We start from the raw sequence: 25,749 nt of genomic DNA on the forward strand, positions 1-25,749 counted from the left end.
CCCGGTTCAGAACCGGCAGCCGCTCAAGGGCGGTTGCCGGTTTTTTGTTGGGCGATGCGTTGCATGATCAGCTGGCGGGTCGATCGCACCTCGGCGGCGAACGGGCTCTGGGGGTCCGAGGCCTTTTCGATCTGGGCCAGCGCTTCGGCGTGCCGTCCCTGGTCGGACAGGGCTTGCGCCAGGTTATTGATGACGATGACGGACTGCGGGTGCTTCTGCTGGGCCGCACGCAGCACCGTCACCGCCTCGGCAAATGCACCGCGTGCGTGGTGTTGGTTCGCCAGGCCGATGGCGGCCGGCAGGTTGTCCGGCCAGCGCTTGAGGGCGGCTGCGTAGGCTTTGGCGGCAGCGTTGCCGTCGCCGGCTCGCGCCATGGCCAGCACGGCGGCCATCCATCCCTGCTCGGTCGCCGTCACCGGTATGCGATCCGGCGGGGCCACGACCATCGCCCAGTAGCCGCTTTTCATCCACTCGCGCTCGAACGCGGTGAACGGCATCTCCTGGCGAGCCTTGGTGCCGGAGCGCAGGTACAGGGTCCCCGAGGGATAGTCGAAGCCATTGACAACGGCGTAATGCCACTGGGTGAACATCAGCCCCACGTCCTGCAGCACGATCACGGGGTTGCCGGCAGCCACCTCGCGCAACAGATCGGCATAGCGTGGTGCCAGTTGATAGGAAACGCGCCCATAGTGACGCGGCGCGGCCAGCATTTCGATCTGCAGGCTGCCCTGGCGCGAGGGCAGGTATACCTGGCTCACCAAGGGCTCGGGCGTGATGCTCACGCCGCTGAATGAAAGCACGGTGGCCAGCGCCGCCGGGCCACACTGATATTCCACCTGGGGGAAGAAGGGCACGGCCTTCAATTCCACCGTCTGCGCCACGCCCTCCGGCCAGCCGGTGCGCAGGCCGATTGTCTGCGGGACCAGCTGGGCGCAGCCGGCCAGCAAGGCCAGCAGCACCCAGCACAAAAAGCCCGCGCATAGGCGGGCTGTGGGATGCGGACTGCTCACGCCGCCAATCCGCAGCGAACCGTCACTTACGGAAAGCGAAGTACCAGACCGCAGCCGCGATCAGGATCACCGCCAGCCAGCCACCACTGCTCAATGCGCCGGCGGGCGCCGTCTGCATGTCCTGAGCCATGGTGCGCACTTCCTGGTCGGTCATCGCAGCTACGCGCTCACGTGCCATGGCCGGATCGATGCCTTGGGCCTGCAGCTGGGCGGCGGTTTCGGCGCGGCTGAGATAGCTCAGCACCATTCCGCGATCCGTCTGCGCGGCACCAGCCGCGGCCGCCTGGTCCGCGCCGATCATTCCGGCATTGGCTGTCTGGAACGACAGCGCAAGCAGGGATACGACCAGGGCACGGCAGGTCATCTTCTTCATCGTTGAACTCATCTTCAGGCTCCTTGGATGGGGTTAGGGCAAGTAAGGCGCCGGCGGCAAGACCCACTATGGCGCGACACCAATATACGCGTCCCCGCGCCGCTTGTGTGGCCTTTGCCCCGGGGGTTTGCGAGGGGCGGCGCCCAGTCACAAACCGCTACAAAATGCACAGTTATTCGACGATGCTGGGATCCTTGCGGATGGTTTCGCGCGCGCGGTGCTCGTGGCGGTCGAGCTTGCCGAGCGTGTGGTCCAGCAGATTGATCAGCCGCTGCGTCGCGCCGCGGAATGCCTCGTCCTGGGTGGCGGCGTGATGGTTGACGGCCAGCGGTGCGTGGCCGTTCAGCCGCGCCTCCAGCATGCAGCGCCTGTCCGCCGCTCCGTTCTTGACGCTGTTTTCGTCGGTGAGTTGGACTTCGATCCTTGTTATTTCCTGATTGAACCGCGCAAGCGCCTCGTTCAAGAATTCGTCGGCCCAGCGTTCCAGGGCTTCCTTGTTCTCGAGGCCATTACCGGTGTTCACTTGTACTAGCATGAGATGGGTCCTTTTGATTGCGTGGTTTCAGTTTGGGGGCGGGCTTCAAATGGTTGTGTAGGAGGAAGTCCAAGATCGTGTCGGACGATCCGGGCCAGCCTGTATGCTCGGCGCTCGTCGGAGAATCAGAATGGCAACACTCGAAACCATAGAAACGGAAACCGGCCCCCAGCCTGGCGCCACAGTCATTGTGCTCCACGGCCTGGGCGCCGACGGTAACGACTTCGTGCCCATTGCCCAGGAACTCGACCTGGGCGCGGCCGGGCCGGTGCGCTTCGTGTTCCCGCATGCGCCCGTCATCCCCGTCACCATCAACAATGGCTACCGCATGCGGGCCTGGTACGACATCCTGGGCATGGACCTGGTGCAGCGGGAGGACGAAGCCGGGCTGCGCCTGTCGCTTGGCTCGGTGGAGGAACTGTTGGCACGCGAAAAGGCACGGGGCATGCCTGCCGAGCGCATCGTCCTGGCCGGCTTTTCGCAGGGTTGCGCCATGGCCCTGCTGACCGGGCTTCGGCACAAGGAGCGGCTCGCGGGAATCGTCGGGTTGTCCGGCTATTTACCGCTGGCGCAAAGCATCGCTGCCGAACGCAGCGACGCCAATGCGCTCACGCCCATCTTCATGGCCCATGGGCTGTACGACAACGTGGTGCCCATCGACCGCGGCAAGGCCTCGTGCGAGGCCTTGCGCACGTTGGGCTATGCGGTGGATTGGAACGAGTACCCGATGGCGCACTCGGTGTGCATGGAAGAGATCGCCGATCTCAACCGCTGGCTGCTGAAGGTGCTGGCGAAACCCTAGGGTCCTAGACTTCGCCGCCGAACCGCTTGATCAGGTTGGCGATGTACTTGTCGACCAGCTTCTCGAACTCGCCCTCGACCACCGGCGCCACGACCATCTTCATGAGGCCGGGCAAGGGCAGGGTGATCGCACCGTCGATCTTGAGCTCGATGGCGGTTGAGGTCTTGTGGTCCTTGATCTTCCAGTGGCCGCCCACCAGGGCATTGCCCACGCCTTCGACCGGCGTCCAGACCACGGTGCCCTTGGCCTTGCTGCTGGTGTACTTGCTCGCGTAGACGGTCTGGATGTTCACCTGCGCGGTGCCCACCTTTTCCATCTCCCACTTGTACACGCCGCCGCCCATGTCGGTGAGCTTTTCCACCTTGGGAAAGTGCGAAACGGAAGTCGGCACGTCGGCCAATACCTCGAACACTTCCGAGGCCTTGGCCTTGACTTCGAATTCGTAGCCCAGGTCGATGTTGACGGTCAGCGCCATGGGAGTCTCCTTGTTGTTTTGTTTTGGCTTGGATGGCATTTTGCCACCCGGCCGGCCTCAGGCCGCGTTCTGCGTACGGGCCTTGAAGGCGGCGGCGCGCTCGATCGCGGTGACGGCAGCGCCGACCAGCGTGTCGATCACCACTTCGGCGCCGTCGGCCGACAGTGCCAGGCCACGGGCGTAGTAGCCGCTGAAAGCCTCTTGCGCGCGGGCCGCGTTCTTGCGGGTCTCGGGCGTGAGCTTCGGGCTGGTTTCCTTGAGGGCGGCCTTCCAACGCTGCTCCAGCGTGCCGGCCAGGCGCTCGCCGCCTTCGCGATACACGCCGATGGCATGATGGGCGGCATTGCCGAAGTTGGCGATCAGGTCGGTGGCGTTGGCGGAAAAGGACTTGTTCATGGATGGGCTCCGTTGCGGGTTGATCAGCTGATTTTCCCAAGCCCGGCTAGTGCGGGCGACCTAATTCGGCCCTCTTTTCTAGAGGCGGCGGTCTAGCCCGGCTCCTACCAGATTTGCCTTTGTCCCGGGTCAAAGCAAGAAATCGCAAGCCGTGCTACCTTCCGCCCCAATACATGACACCACAGGCTTTCGTTGACATGAGCAACCTGCAGGCGCGCCTTGCCGCAATTCCGCCGGACCGGCTGAAGGGCATACGCCGCGGCATCGAAAAGGAAAGCCTGCGCACCACGACCGAAGGCGGGCTGGCCATGACGCCGCACCCGCAGGCCCTGGGTTCGGCGCTGACGCACCCGCACATCACCACCGACTACAGCGAAGCGCAGCTGGAGCTGATCACCGGCGTGCACGCCTCGCCGGAAACCTGCCTGGAAGAGCTGATGCAGGTGCACCAGTTCACCTACCGGGCATTGGCCGATGAAATGCTGTGGGTCTCCAGCATGCCGTGCATCCTGCCGGCCGACGAAAACATTCCCATCGGCCGCTACGGCTCTTCGAACGTGGGCCGCGCCAAGAGCGTGTACCGGATGGGCCTGGCGCACCGCTACGGCCGGCGCATGCAAACCATCTCCGGTATCCACTACAACTGGTCGCTGCCCGAGGTTTCCAGCGAGCAGTATTTCGCGCTGATCCGCAACTTCCGCCGCCACGCCTTCCTGCTGCTGTACCTGCTCGGCGCCTCGCCCGCGGTCTGCTCCAGCTTCGTGGCGGGCCGCCAGCACGAGCTGCAGACGCTGGCAAACGGCACCATGTACATGCCGTATGGCACATCGCTGCGCATGGGCCGCCTGGGCTACCAGAGCGAGGCGCAGGCCAGCCTGGCCGTGAGCTACAACGGGCTGGACGGCTACGCCGCCTCGCTGCAGGAGGCACTGACCAAACCCTATGCCGCGTATGAAGCCGTCGGCATCACGAACCCCGGCGGCGAATACAACCAGCTGGCCACGAGCTTGCTGCAGATAGAGAACGAGTTCTACGGGACCATCCGGCCCAAGCGCGTCATCCGGCCGGGCGAACGTCCGCTGCATGCGTTGCGTGAACGCGGCGTCGAATACGTGGAAGTGCGGCTGCTCGACCTCAACCCGTTCGTTCCGATCGGCATCACCGCGCAGAACATGCGCTTCCTGGACATCTTCCTGTTGCATTGCCTGCTCTCGGAGAGCCCGCCCGACACGCCGCAGGAGATCGTGGCGCTGGGCCGCAACCAGCACAAGACAGCGGCGTTCGGCCGCCAGCCGGGCCTCATGCTCGAGCGCGGCGAGGGCGAGGTGGAACTGACGCAGTGGGGCACCGAACTGCTGCAGGCCTTTGCCCCCATCGCAGCCTCGCTCGATGCAGCCCACCAAAGCACTGACTACTCGGATTCGCTGCGCGCGGCGCAGGCTTTGCTGCAAGAGCCCGACCTGCTGCCCTCGGCCCGCGTGCTGGCCGTGATGGAGCAGGACTTCGACAATTCCTTCATCGGATTCACGCGCGCGCAATCGCGCCAGACCAAGGCCAAGCTGCTGGCGCTGCCGTTCAGCGCGGCGCAGCAGGCCAAATTCGCGGCGCTCAGCGAGCAGTCGGTCGGGGACCAGCGAGCCATAGAGACAGCCGACACCTTGCCGTTCGAGGTTTACCGTCAGCAATACGTGTCGCCCGAACGGCTGGGCCTGACCAAGGCCGCGATCGCGCCGGCGCTCGCGGCCGTCTGAGGCGTTTCCCCAGCACGAAACGCGCCAACAGAGTACAATCGGGACTTCGATTGCGCAGGCGATTGAGCGCGCCAAATTAAAAATACTCTACCCCGGCGCGCCAGATCACCTCTGCGCCCGCGTCTCCCAGGGCATCCCAAAGCCCCAAGCACCGGCCCCAGCAAGCCGGTCTTCCCCATAAGACGCAGTCCCGGCCCTCCGTGCGAGGCCATGCCACCGGGATCGAAATGCGCCGGCTTGGCCTTGAAGGCAGGCTTTCACGAACTTTTTGCGGCCGCAGTGTTGCGCCCGCAGGACCCACTCGAATAACAATGAATTCCAAAGACAACATTACCGTAGGCAAGTACTTGATTTCGCCACTGACCAAACTGCTCGCGAACGGCTGGTACGCCTGTTCGGTCTCGATCCGCTCCGGCTCGGGCAGCGGCACGCACGACCGCGTGCTGCGCCTTACCCGCCTGTTCCAGAGCCACGTCGCTGCGGTGCGCTATGCCACCGCCGAAGGCCTGCAATGGGTAGGCCACCGCAATCCCAGCGTTCAGGGCGCCGCCCTTGCCGCGCATTAACCCCTGCACAGGAGATCCATACCATGGCCAAGGAAGAACTGATCGAGATGAAGGGGCATGTGGACGAAGTGCTGCCCGACTCGCGCTTTCGCGTGACGCTGGAGAACGGACACCAGGTCATCTGCTACACCGGCGGAAAGATGCGCAAGCACCACATCCGCATCATCGCGGGCGATAACGTCTCGCTGGAAATGTCGCCCTACGACCTGACCAAGGGACGTATCACGTTCCGCCACATCGCCGGCCGCAGCGGCCCCCCGCCGGCACGGCGCTAAGCTTTTCGCACCAGCTGAGCGGTAGTTCGGGGGTTTGTCCTACAGCCCCCGGTCAACAGGGGAGCGAAGGTAACCGTTGAGCATATTCACGGCTTTCCTGGAGCAAACCATGACCAAAATCACCCCTACCCATCGCATCGTTGCGCTGGCCATCGCCTCCCTCTGCATGGCGGCACCCAGCTTCGCCAAGGACAAGGACGACGACGGGCCCGGCAAGGGCAACAAGCATTCCCAAAAGCAGGAAGCCAAGGCGCAAAAGCAAGAGGCCAAGGCAGACAAGCACGCCGACAAGCAGCGCGACAAGGCCGAGAAGCAGGCTGCCAAGCGTGAGCGCAAAGAGATCAAGGCCGGCACCTATTTCAACGACCAGCATCGTGCCCGTGCCCGCGAGTACTACGTCAAGGAGTACGGTGACGGCCGCCGCTGCCCGCCGGGGCTGGCCAAGAAGCACAACGGCTGCATGCCCCCCGGCCAAGCCCATTGGGATGTCGGCCAGCGCCTCCCCGCCGGCGTGCCGGTCTATTCGGTGCCCCAGCCCGTGCTGGTGCACCTGCCGCCCGCGCCGTACGGCTACCGCTATGCGCGCATCGGCAACGACATCGTGCTGGTCCAGCAGCAAAACAACATCATCGTCGACATCATCGTCGGCTTGCTGAACAGCTGACCACCGCCTTCACGCCGCCAGCCAGCGGCGCAATCGCTCGTAGACCAACGGGTTGCTGAGCAGGTCCAGGTGATTCACGCCTCGCGCGACAAACGCGCGCGAGGGCGCAATGCGCAGGTCCCGGGTGGGCCTCGCATGGCGCCCCAGCGCGCTGGCCAGCGGTACCAGCCCATCGCCCAGCCATTCATCGCTTGCGCCTTCGCCCAAGGTGCCTGCCACCGCATAGCACGCGACCCCGGCGGGTAGCGGTACGGGCTTGCGGGTGTCGCGCTGGGTGAACCGGTCGCCGGTGCCGTCCCCTTCGAGCAGATTGCCGTGGCGCAGGTCCGTGATGCCCGCGCTGCGCAAGCCGCTCAAGCGGGTGAACGGCGCCACGTAGGGGCTGATGCCCAGTCCGCGGTGCAGCCAGTTGCCACCGCGCTCCAGCGGCGCCCCGTGATGCGGGCTCCCCAGGAAAAACAAGTGCCCAAGCCGGTCCGGCCACGCCATTCCAGCCTCGGTAGCCTGGTGCACGGCACTGCGGGCGACCAAGCCTCCCATGCTGTGGCCAACGATGGCCAGGCTCTCGATCGGCACCGGCCACGCCCGCAGCAGGCGCTCCAGTTCAATGGCCAGGTCGAGCCCGTTCGCCGAGATGTGGCGGCCCGTGTTGTAGCGGGCGTACACGGGCGTGTAGCCCAAGGCCTGCGCGAGTGCCTGGCCGTGATCGTGCCCGCTGCGCATCCACTGGCGGTCGTTCATGCATAGGCCGTGGATCAGCAGCAGTGCGCGCGGCGTGGCGGCTGCGCGCGGGTGCAACTCCATTTTCAGCGCCAGCGGATTGCCGGTGCGCTCCAGGTGATCGCCAATCACGCCGTTGAGTGCGGAGACGACCGCGTCGCGCCGCGGCATGGCCTCTTCTTCGGCCAGGTCCTGGGTAGCGGCTTTCAGCAATGCCTGGACACCTGCCAGCGCGAGATCGAGCCCTTTGCCCACCAGGCCTGTCGTTCCGTGGATGCTGCGGTAAACCAGGCCCGTGACGCCGCGCGTCGGCGCGTCGGCACGGGGCCCCAGCGGAGGGGGCACGCGGGCGATGCGCGAGTGCATCGCCTCCACGATCCCGGTGACGCCGTGCACGCCGTCCACCACCAGCTTCACGCCGCCGCGCAGTTCGCCCACCGCGCGTGCAGGCGGCCTTGGAAGCTTGCCCAATGCGGGCTTATTTGGTCTTGGGCTTGCCGCGGGGTATCACCGCCGTCATCGGCGGGGTAGGGCGGTCGGATGTGCCCTGCTTGGGCGGCGAGTTGTCCTTCTTGGGCTTCTTCGCCATCTTGTTGCTGCGTTGGTCGCCTTTGGCCATGGTTCCTCCGAAATGTTTGCAATCTGATGGGGACAGATAGTACCAACCATGGCGGCGCAGCCTGCGCTAAGACGACAGCGCCGCCGGCTCGGTGCTCTGGAACCTCGCGTCGTCGGCCGTTTGCTTGAGCTGCGCGTCGCGCTCGGCGAACATCTGCTCGAGGTCGGCCTTGGCGCTGGTAGCTGCGGCCGCCGGTACGGGCGCGGTAGTCGCCGCGACCAAGGGGGTGGCTGCCTTTGCCGGTTGTGCGGCGGCCTTCGGTTCGGCCCCCCAAGCCCGTTGCGGCAGGGGTGGACATACGGATTCGTCAGGCAAGGCAAACTGCCAGGAGATGCCCATGAGCCAAGTCGCGGCGCTGGCGTCCAGGGCCACGAGCCGGTTGATCAGGCTCTGCTGAAACGGCACCCCATATGACAGCAGTTCCGGATGCCAATGCTTGATCAAGAGCCGCCAATGCAGGCCCTTGTGCGTCACGCCGCGCGAAGTGGTCACCAGCGTCTCGGCGCGAATCCAGGTGGCAGGGATGTTGTGGCGATTGAGAGTGTCGCGCAAAGCCACGCGGAGCAGCTCGCGTCTGGCCGCCGACTGGTCGGGGGCGGGCGTATCGCCCAGAAGCTTGGAGAAGAAACCCATGGCGTGCTCCCAATCTGCGGTATCGGGATAGTAACAAAATGTTCCAGGCGACCGCAAGCCCCAATACCTGGATGTGGCGCAATTGCCGCGACCCGCAAATTTCAGGGCGAGGAAGGCAGCTTTTGCTCCACCTCCTGCAACAGCCAGGTCAGGGCATCCCCCTCGCTGTTGAAATTGCGCAGGCTCACTCCTTCCCGGCGGGCCACCGTTTCGCTGTGATAGCTGGTCGGATCGCCAGCTACCACCACGGAGACCTTGCGCAGGTGGGCGAGTTTCTGGGCGATCACACTGCCGATGAAGAATTGATCGGTAAAGCTCAGACGGCCCACCTCGGCCGCCTCCCGCGAGCGGCAACCTCAAGCTCGGCCGCGCGAAGGGGTCAAAACGGGCCGGGCAATGCCTTCAGCCCTAGCCACGCAACGCCAATGACCGCATTGACGGGCACGCTCAGGGAGGCGGGAATGTAGAAGCACGCGGAGAAGCCCGGCGAATTGAGCAGCAGTTCGGCCAGACTGCCCAGCGCAAAGAACACGGCGCCGCACCAGAGCCATCGCCGCATGTAGGTGAGAAGCCAGCGGGCCTGCTGCTGGTTGTAGCGCCACGCCGCGGCACGTTCGAGCACGTTTCCCTGGCTGACGTCCTTGAACATCCAGTTGAAGAAGAAGTAGCGATAGAGCAGCGTGCGAAAGGCCAGGTCCTGCATCCCGCGATTTTTTTGCGGCTGGGCCTGTCTCCATGTAGGAAGTCATCCTGCGGTCTCGTACGCGTTCTTCGGGACACAAAGGATCACGCGCTGGCCAAGCTGAAAGTGACCGTGGAAGCCGGCTGAAGGGTCCGGTCGGTCACGTCGATCCCTTGCACGAAGATCCCGGTCACGTGGCCGTCCGGATTCTTGATGGGGTGGTAGGTGAAGTCCACATAGCGCTCGACACCGGCCCGCCCGGCGCGGCTTCGAATGCGATCTTCCTGCCCCCCGCCGTATAGGCCTCACCTGTCCGATAGACCTTGTCCAGCAGCGCCAGGTAGCCCTGATCCACCGCCTCCGGCAGGGCTTCGGCCACTGTCTTGCCGATGACATCGCGATCACCGACCAGCCGCCGGTACGCCGGGTTTGCCAGCTCGAAGCGATGGTCGGACCCGCGCAACATGGCCATGAAGGCGGGCGCCTGTTCGAACAGCTGCGCGAATTGCTCGCGCTCGAAGGCCAGCCGGCGCCGCGCCAGCACCGCCTCGGTGGCCTCGGTGCACACCACCAGCACTCCGCCCACTCCGGTGGGTGAGAGCGGATCGTCGATGGGCTGATAGCCGTACGTCCAATAGACATCCTCGCGCCGGCCATTGCGCGTGATCGGCACCAGCGCATTCTCGTGCCAGGTGGATCCGCGGCCGCTCATCACCTGTTCGATCTGCGAGCCGATGATGGCGGGTCGCCGGGACGCGCGTCTGGCTATTCGTCCAGCACCCGCACCTTGACGCTTTTGCCCTTGATGCGGCCATTGTTGAGCTTCTCGGCGGCCTCTTGGCCGATGGCGCGATCCACGGCCACGTAGGTCGAAAACTCGTTGACGTCGATCTTGCCGATCTGCTCGCGCGTGTAGCCCAAGTCGGCCGTGAGCGCGCCCAGCACGTCGCCGGGACGGATCTTTTCCTTCCGGCCGCCCTGGATGTGCAGCGTAACCATGGGCGGGATCAGCGGACCTTTGCCAGTGGCCTTGAGTTCGTCGAGCTTGTGCCATTCGGACTCGCGGCCCTGCAGCAGTTCGATCTTGCCGACCGAACCCATCTCGTCCATGCTCACCAGGTTCAGCACCAGGCCGGTTTCGCCGGCGCGTCCGGTGCGGCCGATGCGGTGGATGTGCACCTCGGAATCGGGCGTGACGTCCACGTTGATGACGGCGGCGAGGCTGGCGATGTCCAGCCCGCGCGCGGCCACGTCGGTGGCGACCAGTACGGAACAGCTGCGATTGGCGAAGCGCACCAGCACCTGGTCGCGCTCGCGCTGCTCCAGTTCGCCGTAGAGCGCCAGGGCGCTGAACCCTTGCGCCTTCAGCGCATCGACAAGTTTCTTGCACTGCGCCTTGGTGTTGCAAAACGCCAGCGCGTTGGCGGGCCGGAAGTGATTGAGCAGCAGGCTCACCGCGCCCACCCGGTCCCTGTCTTCCACCTCGTACCAGCGCTGTTCGATCTGCGCGCCCGCATGCTGGGCATCCACCTTCACCGTGACCGGCTCGCGCATGAACTGGGCGGCGAGCTTGGCGATGCCCTCGGGATAGGTCGCGGAGAACAGCAGCGTCTGCCGTGTCTTGGGGCACTGGCGGGCCACCGTCACCATGTCGTCGAAGAAACCCATGTCGAGCATGCGGTCGGCTTCATCCAGCACCAGCGTGTTGAGCGCATCGAGTTTCAGGCTCTCCCGCGTCAGATGGTCCATCACGCGGCCCGGCGTGCCGACCACGATGTGCGCGCCGTGCTCCAGCGTTGCCAGCTGCCCGCGCAGTGGCACGCCGCCGCAGAGCGTCACCACCTTGATGTTGTCGTCGGCCCGCGCCAGGCGGCGGATCTCGGTGGTGACCTGGTCGGCCAGCTCGCGCGTGGGGCAAAGCACCAGGGCCTGCACCGCGAAGCGGCGGGCGTTCAAGTTGGCCAGCAGGGTGAGGGCGAAGGCCGCTGTCTTGCCGCTGCCGGTCTTGGCCTGGGCGATGATGTCCTTGCCCAGCAGCGCCGGCGGCAGGCTGGCCGCCTGGATCGGCGTCATGGCGAGGTAGCCCAGGCGCTCGAGGTTTGCCAGGGTGGCGGGATTGAGGGGCAGTGTGCCGAAAGAGGTGCTCATAGCCTGTCAATTAGAACAGGCGTCGGCGATAAACTTGCCTCGCGATGATCCGGCTGATATATATCCTGCCGCTCTTTCTGGTTCTCTGTCTGCCTTCCAGGGCCCAGGAGCGAAGCAATTTCTTCGACGATCCGTTCGTTCAGGTCACGGCGGCCATGCCGGGCTGCCCTGTTCCGGAAGGCCCCCTGGTGACGCAGGCCGAAGTGCGCGCCCAGGCCCATGTGCGCTCTCAGCATGGCGGTAGCTGCTACCGCTCCGGCCGCTGCCGCCTGGCCAACTCCTACCTGTACGACAAGGAAATCATCCCGCGCGCGGTGCTCTACCTGCAGCAGGACGGCCGCTTCGACAACACCAGTGTCTGGTTGCTGGGTGAGCGGCGGCTGGTCACGTTGATGGGCTGCGTCCAGTCCCGGGAACAGGGCGAAGCCATGGAGAAGGCCGTGCTGCTGGTGGACGACGTGATGGGCGTGGTGAACCACCTCATGATCGGCACCGAGGGCAAACCGCTTTACCGACCCGCAGGCGCCCCCGTCAAGTAGCGGGCCGTCAGTCGCAATTGCCGGCGGCTGCGCGCTTGAATAGCTGGCCCTGCGCCAGGGCCAGCGGTCCGCCGGCGGCGGCAATCTGCAGTTCGTCCCCATCGGCCTGCAACACCAGTTCTCCGGCGCGGCCACCCAGTACGCGCAGCGTAGCGCCGACTATGCGGCCCTCGAGTTGGCGGTTGCGTTGCCGGTGGGCCAGCGTGCCTTCGAACTCCTGGTAGCGCTGCGTGAGTTGCAGGCTGGTGCCGCGCAACAAGCCGGCGCCACACCACAGGCCCTGAACCCTGGCCGGGACCGTCCACAGATGTACCTTGCTGGTTTTTTCCAGTCCCACTTGCTTGTCAGGCACAGGCACGACGGTGGTCTGGTCGGGCTTCCAGTCGCCCATGTCCCAGTCGTGCGAAACGATGCGCGTGCCGGGCTTGAGCGCGAGCAGTGCAGGGCGCAACTGCAGGTTGACTTCGGGCAGCAGATACATCGTGACCACCGTGGCCGCCGACAGGTCGGTCTTGAACAGGTCCTGTTCGCGGAAGGTCACGCGGTCGGCGACGCCCGCCGTTTGTGCGTTGCGCCAGCTCTGCCGCACCAGGTCCGGCGCGATCTCCACGCCCAGGCCGGACGCATTGAAACGCCTGGCCGCCAGGATCACGATGCGGCCGTCGCCCGAACCCAGGTCGATCACGTGATCGCCGGGCCCCACGTCGGCAATACGCAGCATCTCCAGCGTAACGTTGTCCGGCGTGGTGATGAATGGCACTTCGTCCTGGGCCTGCGCCGCGCCCGGAGCAAGTGCAAGCAATGCAACAGCGGCAACCAGGCAGAGTAAAGGTGGGCGCAAAGGCACGTACATGGCTAAAAATGGTACAGCATGGCAAGACGCATCCGTACATCCACATGGGCCAAGACCTTCGAGCGCAGCTTCGTCGCCATGACCCGCACGGCGCTGCGGGCCAACAAGGCGCCCGCAGGCGCCGGCGACTGGATCGCGGGCATCGCCATGGGCGCCACGGGCGCGCGCCGGTACCGGCTGTACCGGCCGCCTGACGTGAAATTGGGCGAGCGCCTGCCCTTGATGGTGATGCTGCACGGCTGCGGCCAGGATGCAAAGAGCTTTGCCCAGTCCACGCGAATGAACCGCATCGCCGCGCGCGAGCGCTTCATGGTGCTGTACCCCGAGCAGGACCGGCTGGCCAATGCGCAGGGCTGCTGGAACTGGTTCGACACCCGCTCCGGCCGTGCGTACGGCGAGGCCGAGCTCATCATGAAGGCGATCGACCAGGTGTGCCTGTTGTACAGGGTAGACCGCACGCGCATCGCGGTGGCCGGCCTCTCGGCGGGGGCCAGCATGGCCGCATTGCTCGTCACCCGCCATCCCGCGCGGTTCAAGGCCGTGATGATGCACTCGGGCATTCCGCCCGGCACGGCGCATTCCACGATCTCCGCCGTCGGCGCGATGCATGGCTTGCGCCCCGTGAAGCCGCTCCTGGCCACGCCCGTGACGATGGCGGCGTTATGGCCGCCTCTGCTGGTGATCCACGGCGGCGTGGACCGTGTGGTTGCGGCCAACAACGGCCACGCGGCGGCGCAAGTGTGGGCCAACGCAGCCGGGGCCAGCCCGCTCAAAGTCCGCACTTTGCAACGCGGCAATCGCTACCCCATGACCGTGACGGACTTCAAGCTCAGGAGCAGCACTGTGGCTACACTGGTTGAAGTGGGAAAACTAGGTCATGCATGGAGCGGCGGCGCGGCGAACCAGCCCTACAGCGATGGGCAGGGGCCCGATGCGTCGCGGATGCTGTGGGCGTTCGCAGCGCGGCAGTTCTCAAGGTAGGGTCGCGAAGGCCAACAGCTACGGATCGAGTTGGCGCGGTCCTACGTGAAGTTATGTGAAGTCAATCTAACATCACGCCACAAACCAAGGGAGTTTTGTATGTCCAGTGACAAAGTTGAGCCCCTATCCGACGTCTGGATCTCCAGGTTTGACGACCGGGACGACGAAGAGCTGGCCCACAAGGTGTGGGTGCAGCAGATGTCGCTTCGGGACCAGGCAATCGCCCAGCCCATCAGGGGCTTTTCCATGCCGGATGAGCAGGCTTCCGGCCTGGTTCAACGGGAAGCCGCCAACGATTCGACTCCCGTCTAGAGTGAGCCTGCGTACGGAGTAAGTCATGCCAAGGGGTGACAAGTCTTCTTACACCGACAAGCAAAAGCGCCAGGCCGAGCACATAGAAGAAGGCTACGAGAAGCGCGGCGTTCCCGAGAAGGAAGCCGAAGCGCGCGCCTGGGCCACCGTCAACAAGGAAACCGGCGGCGGCAAGAAGAGCGGCTCGGGCCGCGGAAAAGCCAGCCGCTAGCGCCGACGTTTCGCGTCACTCTTTGTCGACGCGAATCTTGCCTTCGGCCACATACCGTTCGTATTCGTCCCGGGTGATCGCGGTGGAACCGGCCGTGTGGTTGGCCGTCCATCCGAGCGTGACGCTGTCGTCGGCCACCTCGATCTCGACTGGGCCGGGTGGGATCGGCATCATCACACCGTCGCCGGCGCGAAAACACACCTCACCGCGAATGATCGCGTGCTGGGACATCGTTGCTCCTTGCAGAGAAAAACCCATTTGAGCGATGCGCGGCCGTGTGCGCTGTCAGCCAAACACTCATGAGCATGCCGGACAACGGCAGCCGACTTGGCCGATGTCGATTTCAGCACCTATTGTTCGTCATAGGTGCGGGCGACCCCCAAACCCCGCCCGTAACGACTCAACAGGAGATCCAACATGCCCGTACTCGACAGCTACCTCTTTTTTGATGGCACCTGCGCGGAGGCCATGCGCTTCTACGAACGCACGCTGGGTGGGAAGATGGAAATGATGATGACTTACGCCGAGTCGCCGGAGCCGATGAAAGGCCCGCCCGGCTCGGAGAAGCGCATCATGCATGCCAGCCTGGTCATTGACGGCCGCCGCCTCATGGCCTCCGATTCACCGCCGGGGCAACCCCATTCGGCAATGAGCGGCTTCTCGCTGTCGCTCAACTACCCCAAGCCGGACGAAGCCAAGCGGATCTTCAACGCGCTCGCCGATGGCGGCACCGTCATCATGCCGCTGGGCAAGACCTTCTGGGCCGAGGCCTTCGGCATGCTCACCGATCGCTTCGGCACGCCTTGGATGGTGGGCGGCGGCGAGCAGTCTTAAATCGGTAACCAGACTGCAACGCAGGTTGCGAGCCGCACTCGTGACCCCGCATGCTTCTGCCCGCGCTTGAAATTGCTCGCCCGCTTGGCTATCAATCCTTCCCGGTTTGGCAGTACAAGCGGGCTTCGAGCGGACTCGCTTGCACCAATGGCAACCCACGCTCGGGGAGAATCGCATGAACCGCAATTTGGCAACCGCGCTGCGCATCGCTGCGATTGCAGCCGCAGCAGCCGCGGCAATGGCTGCAGGCAACGCCCTGGCCGACGACATCACCATCGAGAAAACGCCCTTCGTCAGCACCTTGAGCCGGGCCGAGGTTCGCGCCGACTTGCTCAAGAACTCCCAGGTGGCAAGAGAGCTGGCCAGCGAGTGGTCCATGCAATTCAACAACCTGAGTCCGGTCAGGAGCGCGTATTCGCCCGCGCAGGCCAGGGCGGCGTACGCTGCATCACGCGATGAAGTCAGGCAGCTGAACGGAGAAGACAGCGGCTCGATGTATTTTTCCATGAGCAGGAGCAACGGAACTTCCACCCGCGTAATGGGTGGCTCGGCCCACTGATCACGCTCACACGGCAGGTGCCCGCACGGGCAGGGTGAAGCGGCAACCAGGGAAGTGAACACAGCCCCAGAACGGACGGCTCTTGCCCCGGGCTGAACGCTCGACCATCTTCACCCCGCAGCTCGCGCAGGTGGGCCGCCAGTACTCGCCCTCGTAGGCGATTGCCAGCAGCGACTCCTGCTGCGCAGGCGTGCGGGTGGAAATCAGCGCCAGCAGGCCTTGGCCGTCCAGGGCGCTGATGCCGTTGTCCTTGGCGAACCGCCGCGCCTCTTCGGTGAAGGTCGAGGTGGCGGCGAAAGTGCCGCGCTGCAGCTTGTGGGAAGCCATGACGCCGTAGAACTCGCGCATCTCCTTGACGCCCACCGGCTTGCCGAGCCAGTGTTTGCACTGGACGACTGCGGCTGGCCCTTCGGCGTGCTGCGAATACAGCCAGATGTCCACGCCGCCGTCGGCGCCGTGCGACTGGGCCCTTGTCTCGAAGCCCGCCTGCCCGAACAGCGAGGCGCACAGCGCTTCGAACCGCCGCCATTCGATGTCCTCGAAGACGCGCGGGCTCCAGTCGGTGGCCGGCGGGCGCTCGCCGCGGTGCGGAGGAAAGGCCGATTCTTCGCCTTCGCCATCCATGCGGGATGCGAAAACCGTGGTGTCCTTGCCGAAGAGAGTCGGCTCGTTGCGCTGCCCTGAATGTCGATCGGGCGCAGGCCGCAAGACGGCATAGAGCACCAGCAAACCAAAACCGGTAAGAAAGACGTACGGCACGGGGGCAAGCAGGCTGGAGCCCAGCGAGAGAGAAAGCGACAGCAGGAGCACGCCCATGCCCAGCAGCGATATGGCCATGGCCAGGACCTTGCGCGAAGCGTCCTTCTTGACCTGCCCCGTTTTTCTTGTCCGCATCTATCCTCCTTGCACTACGCAGCCATTAGACAACGGCGCGGCCCGTTCAGGACCGTTCGAAGACCAGCAACAGGTTGTTGGCGGGCATTGCGTGGCGCTCGCGCAAAACCAGGCCGGCGCGGTGCGCCGCGCGCGCCACGTCTTCCAGCCGCCGGATGCCCCAGGCCGGATTGCTCGCGCGCAGGCTCCGGTCGAACGACAGGTTGCCCGGCGCCGTGGGCACGTCGTCTTCCAGGTAGGGACCGTAGGTGACCAGCACGCCGCCCGGCGCCAGGTGCGCCGCGCTGCCCTGCATCAGCGCAGCACAGGTCGCCCATGGCGCGATGTGCAGCATGTTGGCGCAGTAGATGGCGTCGAAGGGCTCGGTAAAAGGCGGGCCTTGTGCGGGCCACTGCGGCGCCATCACGTCGAGCAGCAGGGGCGGGCGCACATTGGTTAACGCTGCCTGCGCCGCCCAGGCGGCAATCGCGGGGAGCGCGCTCGCATTCGCGTCGGTCGGCTGCCAGGTCCATTCCGGCAGGGCGGCCGCGAACCAGGCCACATGCTGGCCGGTGCCCGAAGCGATCTCCAGCGCCGTGCCACGGGCAGGCAGCACCCGGCGCAGAACGTCGAGGATGGGCTGCTTGTTGCGGTCAGCGGCCGGGCTGTGGGGCAGGGTGGGCATGGGATAGTAGAGTAGCAGCCGCATCCCAGAACAGAAAGCACTCGCAGATGGCCATCCAGTGGTTCCCCGGGCACATGAACCTGACGCGCAAGGCCATAGCCGAGCGCATCAAGGACATCGACGTCGTCATCGAGGTGCTGGACGCGCGCCTGCCCGGCTCCAGCGCCAATCCGCTGCTGGCCGAAATGACCGGCCACAAGCCGACGTTGAAGATCCTCAACAAGCAGGACGTGGCCGACCCGGAGTGCACGCAGCAGTGGCTTGCGCATTACAACGCCCAGCCCGACACGCGCGCCGTGGCGCTGCAGGCCAGCGACGCCGCGGCCACGCAGCGCCTGGCGCCTGCCTGCCAAGCGCTCGCGCCCGGGCGCGGCGGAATGGCCAAGCCGATGCGGGTATTGATCTGCGGTGTGCCCAACGTCGGCAAGTCCACCTTGATCAATACGCTGTCCAACAAGCGCCATGCCAAGACGGGCGACGAAGCCGGCATCACCAAGCTGGAGCAGCGCATCACGCTGGCCGACGACTTCTACCTGTACGACACGCCGGGCCTGCTGTGGCCGCGCATCATCGTCGCGAAAAGCGGCTACAACCTGGCCGCCAGCGGGGCCATCGGCCGCAATGCGTATGACGAGGAAGAGGTGGCGCTGGAGCTGCTGGACTACTTGCGCCGGCACTACGCGGGCCTGGTCGAAGCGCGCTTCAAGCTCAGCGGCGTGGCCGCGATGAAAGACGAGGAAGTGCTGGAGGCCGTCGGACGCCAGCGCGGCGCGCTCCTGGGCAAGGGAAAGATCAACACCCAGAAGGCGGCCGAAATCGTCATCACGGAGTTCCGCGCCGCGACCCTGGGGCGCATCACGCTGGAGACTCCCGAGGAGTTCGCCCAGTGGCTGGCGGCGGGTCAGCTGCTGGATGCGCAGCGGCTGGCGAAGAAGGAGGCGAGGGCGGGTAAGGGCCGGAGAACTGCTGCGCCGAATCCGGAGAGGTGATGGCGCCTCCCACCCTTGATGCAAAAGTCCTTCGTGTTGCCGGGGTCGGTGGTGGCCTTGTTCTCGCGGTCGAACCGGACGGAAACCAGCCACCCGGGTTTGGCGGGCGAGACTGAAAGCACTGCGAACCCGTCCCCCGGCGACGGAAACCAGGTAGTCACACTGCAACGGTAGCGGGCTCCGCCGTGCGAAAACGTGAACTCATCGTTTCCCGCGAAGTCCTCTGCGGTGGCATTCGCAAATGGGTACGGGGCGTACAGCGCCGAGCTGTGGACCGAGTGGGCGACGGCAACCTTGCGGGAGCCGTCCAGCTTGCTGATTTCGATACGGGACACGCTCGATACATGCTCGTTGCCGGAAAGGAAGACCACATCGTCCGACCCGCGCTTGTATACGCCGGCCAGCAAACGATGCAGGGACGCCGGGTAGCCCTCCCACGCATCCGAGCGGATGCACGACGCAATGCTATTGCCCCGCGCCTCAAGACGACGCGGCAGAACCGGGGACGCGGAGACAAGAAACCGCGGCCCTTTGACTTTCCTGTCTGCAAGCCAGTTGTCCAGGTCCGTGCTTTGGGGCTCTCCCAGCAGGCTGGCGCTCTCCACGGTGGTTGCAGTGCGGGGAGTGCGCTCGGTTCTCGCATCCGCCCAGAAGAACTCGAATCCGGCCATGGGCGTTTGATGCCACAGTTTTGCTGGCACCGACGGATCCGGCTCGCGGTTGCATTGGTTGCGAAGGAATTCCTGGATGCCTGACTTCTTCAAGCATTCGTTGTCTTGACCCTTTCTTTGATTCGCGCCTGGCGGGTCGGGCTCCCAGTTGTCGTCGAGCTCGTGGTCGTCCAGCCGCATCACGGCCGGCAGCCGGGAGAAAACCGATCGGGGGCCGCGCGCCCCGAAAAACGCCTCATACGAAAGACGGTGCCGGTCGTCGAGCACTCGCGGATCGAAGAGCCCTGCCGTCGCATCGGCATAGATCTGGTCACCGGCCAGGACAAGAAACTCGGGCACCTGATCGCCCCGCTCGCCTTCCAGCACTTCGAGCAGGCGCATGTAAGAGGCGTCGCTGGGCCCGGGGGGTGCGTCTCGTGCCGCGCCAGGCGGTGTCCGGTCGAACAGGCCGCCGGGGTAATGGCAGCTCGCAAGCGCGAATCTTCGCGTGGTCGGCGGTGGCTTCGACACGCTCGGGCGCGGCGGCGGCCGTACGACGCCCAGGGCGAGGTCGGTGCTATCGGCCTTCCTGAGCGTATGCTCAACCGATCTCACCATGCCATCGACCAGGGCGCTGGTCGGTATGGAGTCCCCGGAAGCAAAGTTCACTGCCAGTTCGTCAAGCGATCGGCCGCCCGAGCTGGGCGGCGCCGGGGCGATGTCGTGCGACTGGTTGTACGTGAGGAGGACCAGGATTCCTTTCGCGGGGGCAGGAGGCGCGTAGCCGGCCAGATCGAAGGTGTAGCGCGTCCTCTCCCTGCCAGGGGACACCGGCTGGACGGCCCGCCATGCGACGTTTTCGCGGAGATAGTCTGGTGTCGGTACCGCCGGCCCCTTTTCATCGACGGGCACATATCGCCCGTCGTGTTCCGCGACAGGGATCAGCAGGACCGCGATCGGGTCGTCGCGCCGGCCATAGTCGCCCAGCGAATGGCGCTCCTTGCCGGGTGCGAACGGGTCCAGGCGAACGCCATAGGCAGGCATATGCGACTCGAATGTGATCCTGATGTCCGACGATTTCGGGGTGGACCTCTCACTGCCCTGATCGAGGAAGGCGTTCACCTTGTTGAACATGGCAGCAGCCGGGCTGCCGATCAGCAGATCCTGGTGCCCGGCGTCGCGGTACAACTTGGGCTCGAAAGCATCCAGATCTCCGAAACGCGGGTCGCTGTCCTTCAGTACCTTGCCGAAGTGCGTCGGCGTCTCGTCCGAAACCAGCCCGTTTTGTTGCCCGTGCACATGCAGGATCGGGAAGCGGAACTTCTCCCGCAGGCTTTCGGGCGTCACGTAATCATTGAAGCCCCGGCAATTGGTGATCGTGCGGTACCTGGCAAAGTGGATCGCCTGTGACACCGTGTCGACGTTCATTGGGCCAAAGTGATCGTCGATGTAGTCCAGCACTTTGGGCGGCAGGTTATTGACGTTGAAGTCGCGGCCGTAGAGGGCGTCCATGCGGTGTCGGGTGCCGACCCACGGCGTGCGCCGCCATGGCGGCCAGAGGGGATTTTCGCGATCGAACTCTTTCTCCGGATAGGGCAGGGAGGCCAGCACCAGGTCGATCAACCGATCGACCGTTCCGGGCTTGCGGGAGGGCCGAAATTCATAGTCGTGCAGCGGCAGATAGTGCTTCAGGTACCGCATGGCGTACGCTCTGAATACATTCTCGGGCGTGAAGATGACGGCAGGCGCGACCTGCGACATCACTAGGCGCCTGATCCTGTTCGGCAAGTCGCGCCTGAGTTGCAGAAGTTCTTCCTGCTGCGACTCGGAACCGAGCAGCGCCATGCCGAGCATCGCCGAACCCATGCAATGCGCGAATACGTCGACCTTCTCCGCGCCTGTCAGCGTGCAGACCTGATGCACAGCCACCGGAATGTCCGCCATGCCGGCCTCTTCGAAGGCCCAAGGCTCCTTGGCGTGCGGCATGCCGGCACTCGTGCGCATGTCAGCGATCCAGACATCCCGGCCGTGGTCCCATAACGCTGTGGCGAGGTTGGGCCGTACCGCATGGTGTGCGAATGTCGTGCCGCTGGCGCTGTAGCCATGAATCAGAAGGATAGGAGCGGCTTCGGATGGCTTCGTCGTGCCACGCGGGTAATGCGTCAACCGCACCTTCACGGGCAGGTTGTTGCGCGGTTTGTCCACTTTAAACTCATGAACCACGGGCTTGGGCAGGCCTGGAACACGACCCGGAAGGCGCTGGATATTGCGGGGCTCCGGTATGTCCGGCTGCCTGAAACTCCATGCATGGGTATGGACCAGCACGCGAGCCAGATACAAGCCGAGAGAGGCGATGTCGACGAGCGCCTTCGGCTTGTCCTGCTGCTGCACCACCCTGAGCAGCGGAACGCCCTGGCGGGCAAGATAGCCGGTGTCCAGCGCGAGGACTGCGCCCGCTGTGCGCGCGCGCGGAAAGGTTTTGAGCGTTACCTCCATTAACTGGCGCCATGGATTTGCGCGCCGGGAGTAGGTCAACCGCTTCTCGCCCCTGATCGCGGCGGTACGGAAGGAGTCCGCCACATCCTCGGGCACGCTCGACCTGAGCACTGCGTCGGTCTTCAGTTCATACTTGAAAAGACGCACGGCGCCGGCCCGGGAACTCAATTCCCACGAATTCTTCAGGCGCGCCTTCGCGTCCTGGAAAATGCCCAGGTCGCGAGTCTGCGCCGGACCCTTTCCGGTGAGTTTGTCGATCGTCCACAACACGCTGTCTCGCAGGCCCCGATTGCACAGCCATGCCCACCATGCGCGAAGCTGGCGCCCGATCGGCGATGACTTTTCGTGACTGAAGACCCTGAGGGTGCCCGTGACCGAAGCGACAAGGAGCGCTTTCTCGTCAGCTGCTTCCGTGTCGTCGGGTGGGCGAGGCGAGAAGATTCGCAGACGCCCGTTGGCAGGCTGTAGCTTGAGCGTGGCGGCGTCGGTCCCGCAGGTCAGGTCCTTGATCGAAGCCGGGTCGAAGCGTAACGTCAGTTCGACATGCGAGTCGTGCGGCATCCCTTCGATGGCCACCGGGCCCGAGAGACGTTCGGTCACCTCGATCAGCGTGTCCTGCGCCGGCTCGACGGGCTGCGGCCTCTTGAAGTAAGGACGATCGCGCAGGGGCTCGCCTGCGCCGACCTCCGTGTAGCCCCAGTCCGCGCGCAGCGCCCCGATGGCTCGCAATGCAAGGCTCGCGATCGTGAGTGCCGGGTTCATGCCGAGCGATGCCGGGACGATCGAGCCGTCGAGAACGACCAGACCTTCGTGATGCAGCCGCCCCCCGCTGCGTGAATCATCGAATACCCGGCCACAGTCGTCGACCACGCCGCAAGTCGAGTCGTCGCCCATCGGGCAGCCGCCCAGGGGGTGCACGGTCAGGAGCGGTCCGGTCTTTCCGTCGAACAGATAGTCGAGTTTTTCCGGCAACAGCCTCCACATCGGGCTGGGCAAGGCCCGGGCGCCAACACCCGAGTCTTGCAGCAGCGCTTCGAACTTGCGATGCCGTTCCAGCAATGGCGGATAGCTTCTCAATTCGGGCCATCGGATAGTCGCCGCGCCGTCGCCGTTGTCCCATTCGTCGCTCGAATTGAGTTTCATCACGCCATCGGCGCTGTCGTGGCCAATGATGGCGAAGACCTGCGTGTTGCGTATCGCCTGAGGGTCGACGGCGCAGGCATCGCGCGTTGCCCAGTCGTGCGGCTGCATGTCGCTTTCGGCCAGCATGTGAATCGCAGCCGTGGTGGTCACGGTCTGTTCGAGCATGGAACGCAAGGGCCCGGGCACGGCCAGGTCCTGGATCAGCATCTCGTCCGACTTTCGAAGGTCAACCATCCCGGTGATGGTGGGCCCGATCTGGTCGGCGGCCGGAACGGAGCGTGGATCGATGTCTTCGTCGGCAACGCAGTTCACCGGCGCTTTGCCGCCGTAGGCCGCGACGATGAGGTCTCCGTTTGAAGATACCTGATGGCCCAGCTTGGGCGACAGGCCGAAGCCCTTGCGCTGGGAACGCATCAGGATCTCCGTGGAGCCGAAGGTTCCGGCCGCAAGGATCACGCGACGGGCGCGAACCAGGGTCGGCTCCCCGTGCCTGCGTCGCAGCGCCTCGTCCGTGTGGACGACGTGCAGCTGCCAGGCCGGCGCCCCATCCACGCTGGCGAGTTTCTCGACTTTCAGCACCGTCGCTCCCGAGAACACCTCGGCACCGTGCTGCCTGGCTTCGGCCAGCAGCGTCACGTCGAGCGAGAGCTTGGCGTTGTAATTGCAACCGGTCGCGCAGTTGCCGCAGCGAATGCAGGCATCGACGTTGATGCCCGCCGCCGTCCGGAACGTCTTGTCTGGCGCGTCCGTCAAAGCGACTGTGACAGGCAGCGGCGTGGCCGTTCCTGTCGCGGCCAGCTTGCCCAGCGCCGTGTACTTGCGCGGCTCAGGCCCGCTGACCGACTTCATCGTCTGCGTCGCTCCGAGGCGCTGCCTGAGAACGGCACCGAGCTGGAACAGATCGACAATCGTCGCGCTTTGATGGAAGGTCTGCGGCCAAGGAGGCGCTGCGAACACCTCCGCATCGGGAAGTTCCATCACACCCGCGTTGATCAAGGACCCGCCGCCGACCCCGTTGGCGACCAGTGCGCACAGGTCGTCGCCGACGCGCACATCGAAGAGTCCCTCGCGCCGCCCGCGCGGATGGCATGATTCCTTCGTCGAAAAGCGCACATGCCCGGCGAGTTGCGACATCCGCGACGGGAACGATCCGGGCAGGTGTTCGCCGCCACGCTCCAGGATGCAGATGCGTTTGGTGCCGCGTGTCCTCGCGAGCTCGGCGGCGGCCACGGAACCACCATAGCCAGTGCCGACGATCACCACGTCGAAGTCGATACTCGTCGCCGCGCGATCCGCACCGCCGTCCAGCGAGACAATCAGCGTTTCGAATCCCTGCGACAGCCAGCGTGTCGCTCGATCTTCCCCGATGGCCTCACTGGTGGGCGGTGGCTTCTGACTCATGGCGCTTGCTCCCTGAACTTATTTCATGAGTAATCGCCCTGTGCAGCGTCTCCGCCGACACCGGCTTGTGCAGCATCGCAATGCCGGCCTCGTGGGCATCCCTCAAGCGGTCCGGCGCTGTATCGCCGCTGACGAGGATCGCCGGGAGGGCAGGGCGCGTGGAGCGCAGCTGCCGGATGGCGGCGATGCCGTTCTCGTCACCCCTGAGCCTCAGATCGACCAGCAGGATGTCGGGCTGCATGGATCGGCACTGCTCGACGGCGTCAGCGATGCAACCCGCCGATCGCACCTGGCATCCGAACGCCTGCAGCAAGGTCTCCATGCCCCTGCGGACGGCCTCCTCGTCATCCAGCACCAGCACGCGGGTACCTTCGAGAGAGGGGCTCGAATGCAAGCCGCCGGCCGTGGCCGCCATGCCGGAAAGCGCTGTGTGAGCACGCTCGATGCGGGGCACGGAGACGCTGAAGCGGGTCCCGCGGCCCGGCGACGACGAGATGTCGATCCGGAGTTCAAGAAGCTCCGCCAACCGGCGCACGATGGAAAGCCCCAGTCCCAGGCCGCGCGATCGATCCCGCTCCGGATTGCCGAGTTGGTAGAACTCCTCGAAGATGCGTTGGTGTTCCGTTTCGGGGATGCCTATGCCGGTGTCTTCGACGCTGACGACCCAATGGTCCGCGGCGGCCTCCGCACGAACCGCGATCTCGCCTCGCGGCGTGTACTTGATGGCGTTTTCCAGCAGGTTTCTGAGGATGCGGGCGAGCAGGACTTCATCCGTCTCGCACGAGGCGTCGCGCGGGCATCGCATCGCGAGGACCAGGCCTCTCGCGCTTGCCAGGGGAAGGTATTCATCCTCCAGGCGCGCGAGGAATCCGGACAGCGAGAAGGTTGTCTTGCGCACCGGCACGACACCGGCATCGAGCTTGGACACGTCGAGCAGCGCGTCGAGTTGCACGCTCAGGGCTTGCAATGCGGTGTCCATGTGTATCGCGATCTGGCGCGTCGCGTTGTCCAGCGGCTGCATGGTCAAGGCGGCGCTGAACAGCGAGATCGTATGCATAGGCTGGCGCAGGTCGTGGCTCGCCGACGCCAGAAAGCGTGTCTTGGCGCGATTGGCGGCCTCGGCGTCGTCGAGCGCCGAGCGAAGCTGCTGGTTGAGGACGATCTGTTCCTGCCGAATGTGAAACGATTCCTTGAGCAGCCGGAACGCGTCCTCGGCGAGCGACAGCAACACCATGCCGAACACAAGGATGAGGGCGCCGGTGGAGTATTCGACCCAGCGGTGCGGAACGCCCGGTGCCCCAAGGGCCCACATCGCGCTCAACGGCAGGAGCGTCGGTGCGATGAACGCAACGAACGCCGGCCGGTATCCGCCCGTGGTCGCGACCGCGCCTGCGCAAAGGCCCAGCAGAACGATGGACTGCACCGCACGCTCCGGCGTGTCGAGCGCAACGGCAAAGCCGATCGATGCGCCTTGGACCAAGCCATTGATACCGCTCAGCAGCACAGCGACACGCAGCTTGTCGCGCGGCGTTAAAGTCGCGTCGGGCAGGCTGCCCAATACCTTCCAGCGAACG

31 protein-coding genes are annotated in these 25,749 nt (G+C 65.1%); 12 read left to right on the plus strand and 19 right to left on the minus strand.

The features are described 5' to 3' along the window. Positions 1 to 23 precede the first annotated feature (23 nt). The 3 genes from HNE04_RS11695 to HNE04_RS11705 all read right to left on the minus strand — a co-directional run bounded on the left by HNE04_RS11695 (position 24) and on the right by HNE04_RS11705 (position 1,918). Entirely contained in the window at positions 24 to 1,010 is a 987-nt protein-coding gene (locus tag HNE04_RS11695; RefSeq protein ID WP_172219000.1) for a PA2778 family cysteine peptidase, read from the minus strand. Positions 1,011 to 1,032: 22 nt separating this feature from the next. Continuing rightward, positions 1,033 to 1,395 (minus strand): PA2779 family protein, encoded by a 363-nt coding sequence (locus HNE04_RS11700; RefSeq protein ID WP_172219002.1) that lies wholly within the window; start codon positions 1,393 to 1,395, stop codon positions 1,033 to 1,035. A gap of 160 nt (positions 1,396 to 1,555) precedes the next feature. After that, positions 1,556 to 1,918, minus strand: coding sequence for an HPF/RaiA family ribosome-associated protein (locus tag HNE04_RS11705; protein ID WP_172219004.1), 363 nt, complete (start codon positions 1,916 to 1,918; stop codon positions 1,556 to 1,558). 130 nt (positions 1,919 to 2,048) lie between these two features. Here HNE04_RS11705 and HNE04_RS11710 point away from each other — a divergent pair, with 130 nt between their 5' ends. Further along, on the plus strand, positions 2,049 to 2,720 hold the full coding sequence (locus HNE04_RS11710) for an alpha/beta hydrolase (RefSeq protein ID WP_172219006.1): 672 nt from the start codon (positions 2,049 to 2,051) through the stop codon (positions 2,718 to 2,720). Between the two features lie 4 nt (positions 2,721 to 2,724). Here the strand turns inward: HNE04_RS11710 and HNE04_RS11715 are convergent, their stop codons facing one another. After that, the gene (locus HNE04_RS11715; RefSeq protein ID WP_172219008.1) at positions 2,725 to 3,195 is read right to left on the minus strand and encodes an SRPBCC family protein; all 471 of its coding nucleotides are present in this window, start codon (positions 3,193 to 3,195) and stop codon (positions 2,725 to 2,727) included. Between the two features lie 57 nt (positions 3,196 to 3,252). Beyond that, positions 3,253 to 3,591, minus strand: a complete 339-nt coding sequence (locus tag HNE04_RS11720; RefSeq protein ID WP_172219010.1) for a hypothetical protein — start codon at positions 3,589 to 3,591, stop codon at positions 3,253 to 3,255. A 197-nt stretch (positions 3,592 to 3,788) separates the two neighbouring features. On the opposite strand from HNE04_RS11720, the gene gshA reads away from it, so the two are divergent. From gshA to HNE04_RS11740, 4 genes are all read left to right on the plus strand, one after another. Further along, positions 3,789 to 5,342, plus strand: a complete 1,554-nt coding sequence (gshA, locus tag HNE04_RS11725) for a glutamate--cysteine ligase (RefSeq protein ID WP_172219012.1) — start codon at positions 3,789 to 3,791, stop codon at positions 5,340 to 5,342. 311 nt (positions 5,343 to 5,653) lie between these two features. Next, complete coding sequence (locus HNE04_RS11730) at positions 5,654 to 5,908, plus strand: hypothetical protein (RefSeq protein ID WP_172219014.1); 255 nt, start codon at positions 5,654 to 5,656, stop codon at positions 5,906 to 5,908. Between the two features lie 23 nt (positions 5,909 to 5,931). Further along, a complete protein-coding gene (gene infA, locus HNE04_RS11735; protein ID WP_172219016.1) occupies positions 5,932 to 6,183 on the plus strand; it encodes a translation initiation factor IF-1 in 252 nt (83 codons plus the stop codon). A gap of 109 nt (positions 6,184 to 6,292) precedes the next feature. Next, positions 6,293 to 6,847, plus strand: a complete 555-nt coding sequence (locus tag HNE04_RS11740; protein WP_172219018.1) for an RcnB family protein — start codon at positions 6,293 to 6,295, stop codon at positions 6,845 to 6,847. 9 nt (positions 6,848 to 6,856) lie between these two features. On the opposite strand, the gene HNE04_RS11745 is transcribed toward HNE04_RS11740, so the two are convergent. The 8 genes from HNE04_RS11745 to dbpA form a co-directional block, all read right to left on the minus strand. Continuing rightward, on the minus strand, positions 6,857 to 8,038 hold the full coding sequence (locus HNE04_RS11745; RefSeq protein WP_235964933.1) for an esterase/lipase family protein: 1,182 nt from the start codon (positions 8,036 to 8,038) through the stop codon (positions 6,857 to 6,859). A gap of 7 nt (positions 8,039 to 8,045) precedes the next feature. After that, positions 8,046 to 8,186, minus strand: a complete 141-nt coding sequence (locus HNE04_RS11750; protein ID WP_172219020.1) for a hypothetical protein — start codon at positions 8,184 to 8,186, stop codon at positions 8,046 to 8,048. A 66-nt stretch (positions 8,187 to 8,252) separates the two neighbouring features. Then, positions 8,253 to 8,819 carry a hypothetical protein gene (locus HNE04_RS11755; protein ID WP_172219022.1) on the minus strand — a complete coding sequence of 189 codons (567 nt, stop codon included), beginning with the start codon at positions 8,817 to 8,819 and terminating at the stop codon, positions 8,253 to 8,255. Between the two features lie 101 nt (positions 8,820 to 8,920). Beyond that, positions 8,921 to 9,148 (minus strand): hypothetical protein, encoded by a 228-nt coding sequence (locus HNE04_RS11760; RefSeq protein ID WP_172219024.1) that lies wholly within the window; start codon positions 9,146 to 9,148, stop codon positions 8,921 to 8,923. Between the two features lie 50 nt (positions 9,149 to 9,198). Continuing rightward, positions 9,199 to 9,522 carry a hypothetical protein gene (locus HNE04_RS11765; RefSeq protein ID WP_172219026.1) on the minus strand — a complete coding sequence of 108 codons (324 nt, stop codon included), beginning with the start codon at positions 9,520 to 9,522 and terminating at the stop codon, positions 9,199 to 9,201. A gap of 83 nt (positions 9,523 to 9,605) precedes the next feature. Then, positions 9,606 to 9,737, minus strand: coding sequence for a PAS domain-containing protein (locus HNE04_RS28530; RefSeq protein ID WP_172219028.1), 132 nt, complete (start codon positions 9,735 to 9,737; stop codon positions 9,606 to 9,608). Then, positions 9,692 to 10,213 (minus strand): PAS domain-containing protein, encoded by a 522-nt coding sequence (locus tag HNE04_RS11775; RefSeq protein WP_172219030.1) that lies wholly within the window; start codon positions 10,211 to 10,213, stop codon positions 9,692 to 9,694. The genes HNE04_RS28530 and HNE04_RS11775 overlap by 46 nt, the downstream gene beginning before the upstream one ends. Before the next feature lie 53 nt (positions 10,214 to 10,266). Beyond that, positions 10,267 to 11,649: an ATP-dependent RNA helicase DbpA gene (gene dbpA, locus HNE04_RS11780; RefSeq protein WP_172219031.1), complete on the minus strand. Its 1,383-nt coding sequence runs from the start codon at positions 11,647 to 11,649 to the stop codon at positions 10,267 to 10,269. A 44-nt stretch (positions 11,650 to 11,693) separates the two neighbouring features. Between dbpA and HNE04_RS11785 the strand changes: the two genes are divergently transcribed. Then, a complete protein-coding gene (locus HNE04_RS11785; protein WP_172219033.1) occupies positions 11,694 to 12,188 on the plus strand; it encodes a BON domain-containing protein in 495 nt (164 codons plus the stop codon). Positions 12,189 to 12,195: 7 nt separating this feature from the next. On the opposite strand, the gene HNE04_RS11790 is transcribed toward HNE04_RS11785, so the two are convergent. Further along, positions 12,196 to 12,990 carry an SAM-dependent methyltransferase gene (locus HNE04_RS11790; RefSeq protein ID WP_207717532.1) on the minus strand — a complete coding sequence of 265 codons (795 nt, stop codon included), beginning with the start codon at positions 12,988 to 12,990 and terminating at the stop codon, positions 12,196 to 12,198. Between the two features lie 69 nt (positions 12,991 to 13,059). Between HNE04_RS11790 and HNE04_RS11795 the strand changes: the two genes are divergently transcribed. The 3 genes from HNE04_RS11795 (at position 13,060) to HNE04_RS11805 (ending at position 14,545) form a co-directional block, all read left to right on the plus strand. After that, on the plus strand, positions 13,060 to 14,022 hold the full coding sequence (locus HNE04_RS11795; RefSeq protein ID WP_172219037.1) for an extracellular catalytic domain type 1 short-chain-length polyhydroxyalkanoate depolymerase: 963 nt from the start codon (positions 13,060 to 13,062) through the stop codon (positions 14,020 to 14,022). 99 nt (positions 14,023 to 14,121) lie between these two features. Beyond that, a complete protein-coding gene (locus tag HNE04_RS11800) occupies positions 14,122 to 14,334 on the plus strand; it encodes a hypothetical protein (protein ID WP_172219039.1) in 213 nt (70 codons plus the stop codon). Positions 14,335 to 14,359: 25 nt separating this feature from the next. Next, entirely contained in the window at positions 14,360 to 14,545 is a 186-nt protein-coding gene (locus HNE04_RS11805; protein ID WP_207717533.1) for a hypothetical protein, read from the plus strand. Between the two features lie 15 nt (positions 14,546 to 14,560). Here HNE04_RS11805 and HNE04_RS11810 read toward each other — a convergent pair whose 3' ends face one another. Further along, positions 14,561 to 14,776 (minus strand): hypothetical protein, encoded by a 216-nt coding sequence (locus HNE04_RS11810; protein WP_172219041.1) that lies wholly within the window; start codon positions 14,774 to 14,776, stop codon positions 14,561 to 14,563. A 186-nt stretch (positions 14,777 to 14,962) separates the two neighbouring features. On the opposite strand from HNE04_RS11810, the gene HNE04_RS11815 reads away from it, so the two are divergent. Both HNE04_RS11815 and HNE04_RS11820 read left to right on the plus strand, forming a co-directional pair. Continuing rightward, entirely contained in the window at positions 14,963 to 15,379 is a 417-nt protein-coding gene (locus HNE04_RS11815; RefSeq protein ID WP_172219043.1) for a VOC family protein, read from the plus strand. A 175-nt stretch (positions 15,380 to 15,554) separates the two neighbouring features. Then, positions 15,555 to 15,938: a DUF4148 domain-containing protein gene (locus HNE04_RS11820; protein WP_172219045.1), complete on the plus strand. Its 384-nt coding sequence runs from the start codon at positions 15,555 to 15,557 to the stop codon at positions 15,936 to 15,938. A gap of 6 nt (positions 15,939 to 15,944) precedes the next feature. On the opposite strand, the gene HNE04_RS11825 is transcribed toward HNE04_RS11820, so the two are convergent. Beyond that, positions 15,945 to 16,832, minus strand: coding sequence for a restriction endonuclease (locus tag HNE04_RS11825; RefSeq protein ID WP_172219047.1), 888 nt, complete (start codon positions 16,830 to 16,832; stop codon positions 15,945 to 15,947). A 46-nt stretch (positions 16,833 to 16,878) separates the two neighbouring features. Next, positions 16,879 to 17,496: a DUF938 domain-containing protein gene (locus HNE04_RS11830; protein WP_172219049.1), complete on the minus strand. Its 618-nt coding sequence runs from the start codon at positions 17,494 to 17,496 to the stop codon at positions 16,879 to 16,881. A 47-nt stretch (positions 17,497 to 17,543) separates the two neighbouring features. Between HNE04_RS11830 and ylqF the strand changes: the two genes are divergently transcribed. Further along, positions 17,544 to 18,485: a ribosome biogenesis GTPase YlqF gene (gene ylqF / locus HNE04_RS11835; protein WP_172219051.1), complete on the plus strand. Its 942-nt coding sequence runs from the start codon at positions 17,544 to 17,546 to the stop codon at positions 18,483 to 18,485. On the opposite strand, the gene HNE04_RS11840 is transcribed toward ylqF, so the two are convergent. Together HNE04_RS11840 and HNE04_RS11845 are read right to left on the minus strand one after the other, a co-directional pair. Beyond that, complete coding sequence (locus tag HNE04_RS11840; RefSeq protein ID WP_172219053.1) at positions 18,398 to 24,037, minus strand: alpha/beta fold hydrolase; 5,640 nt, start codon at positions 24,035 to 24,037, stop codon at positions 18,398 to 18,400. The two genes, ylqF and HNE04_RS11840, sit on opposite strands and share 88 nt — an antisense overlap. A 109-nt stretch (positions 24,038 to 24,146) precedes the next feature. Further along, a complete protein-coding gene (locus tag HNE04_RS11845) occupies positions 24,147 to 25,733 on the minus strand; it encodes a hybrid sensor histidine kinase/response regulator (protein WP_172219055.1) in 1,587 nt (528 codons plus the stop codon). Positions 25,734 to 25,749 lie beyond the last annotated feature (16 nt).

Source organism: Caenimonas soli, from assembly GCF_013155545.1.
Lineage (GTDB): Bacteria > Pseudomonadota > Gammaproteobacteria > Burkholderiales > Burkholderiaceae_C > Ramlibacter > Ramlibacter soli.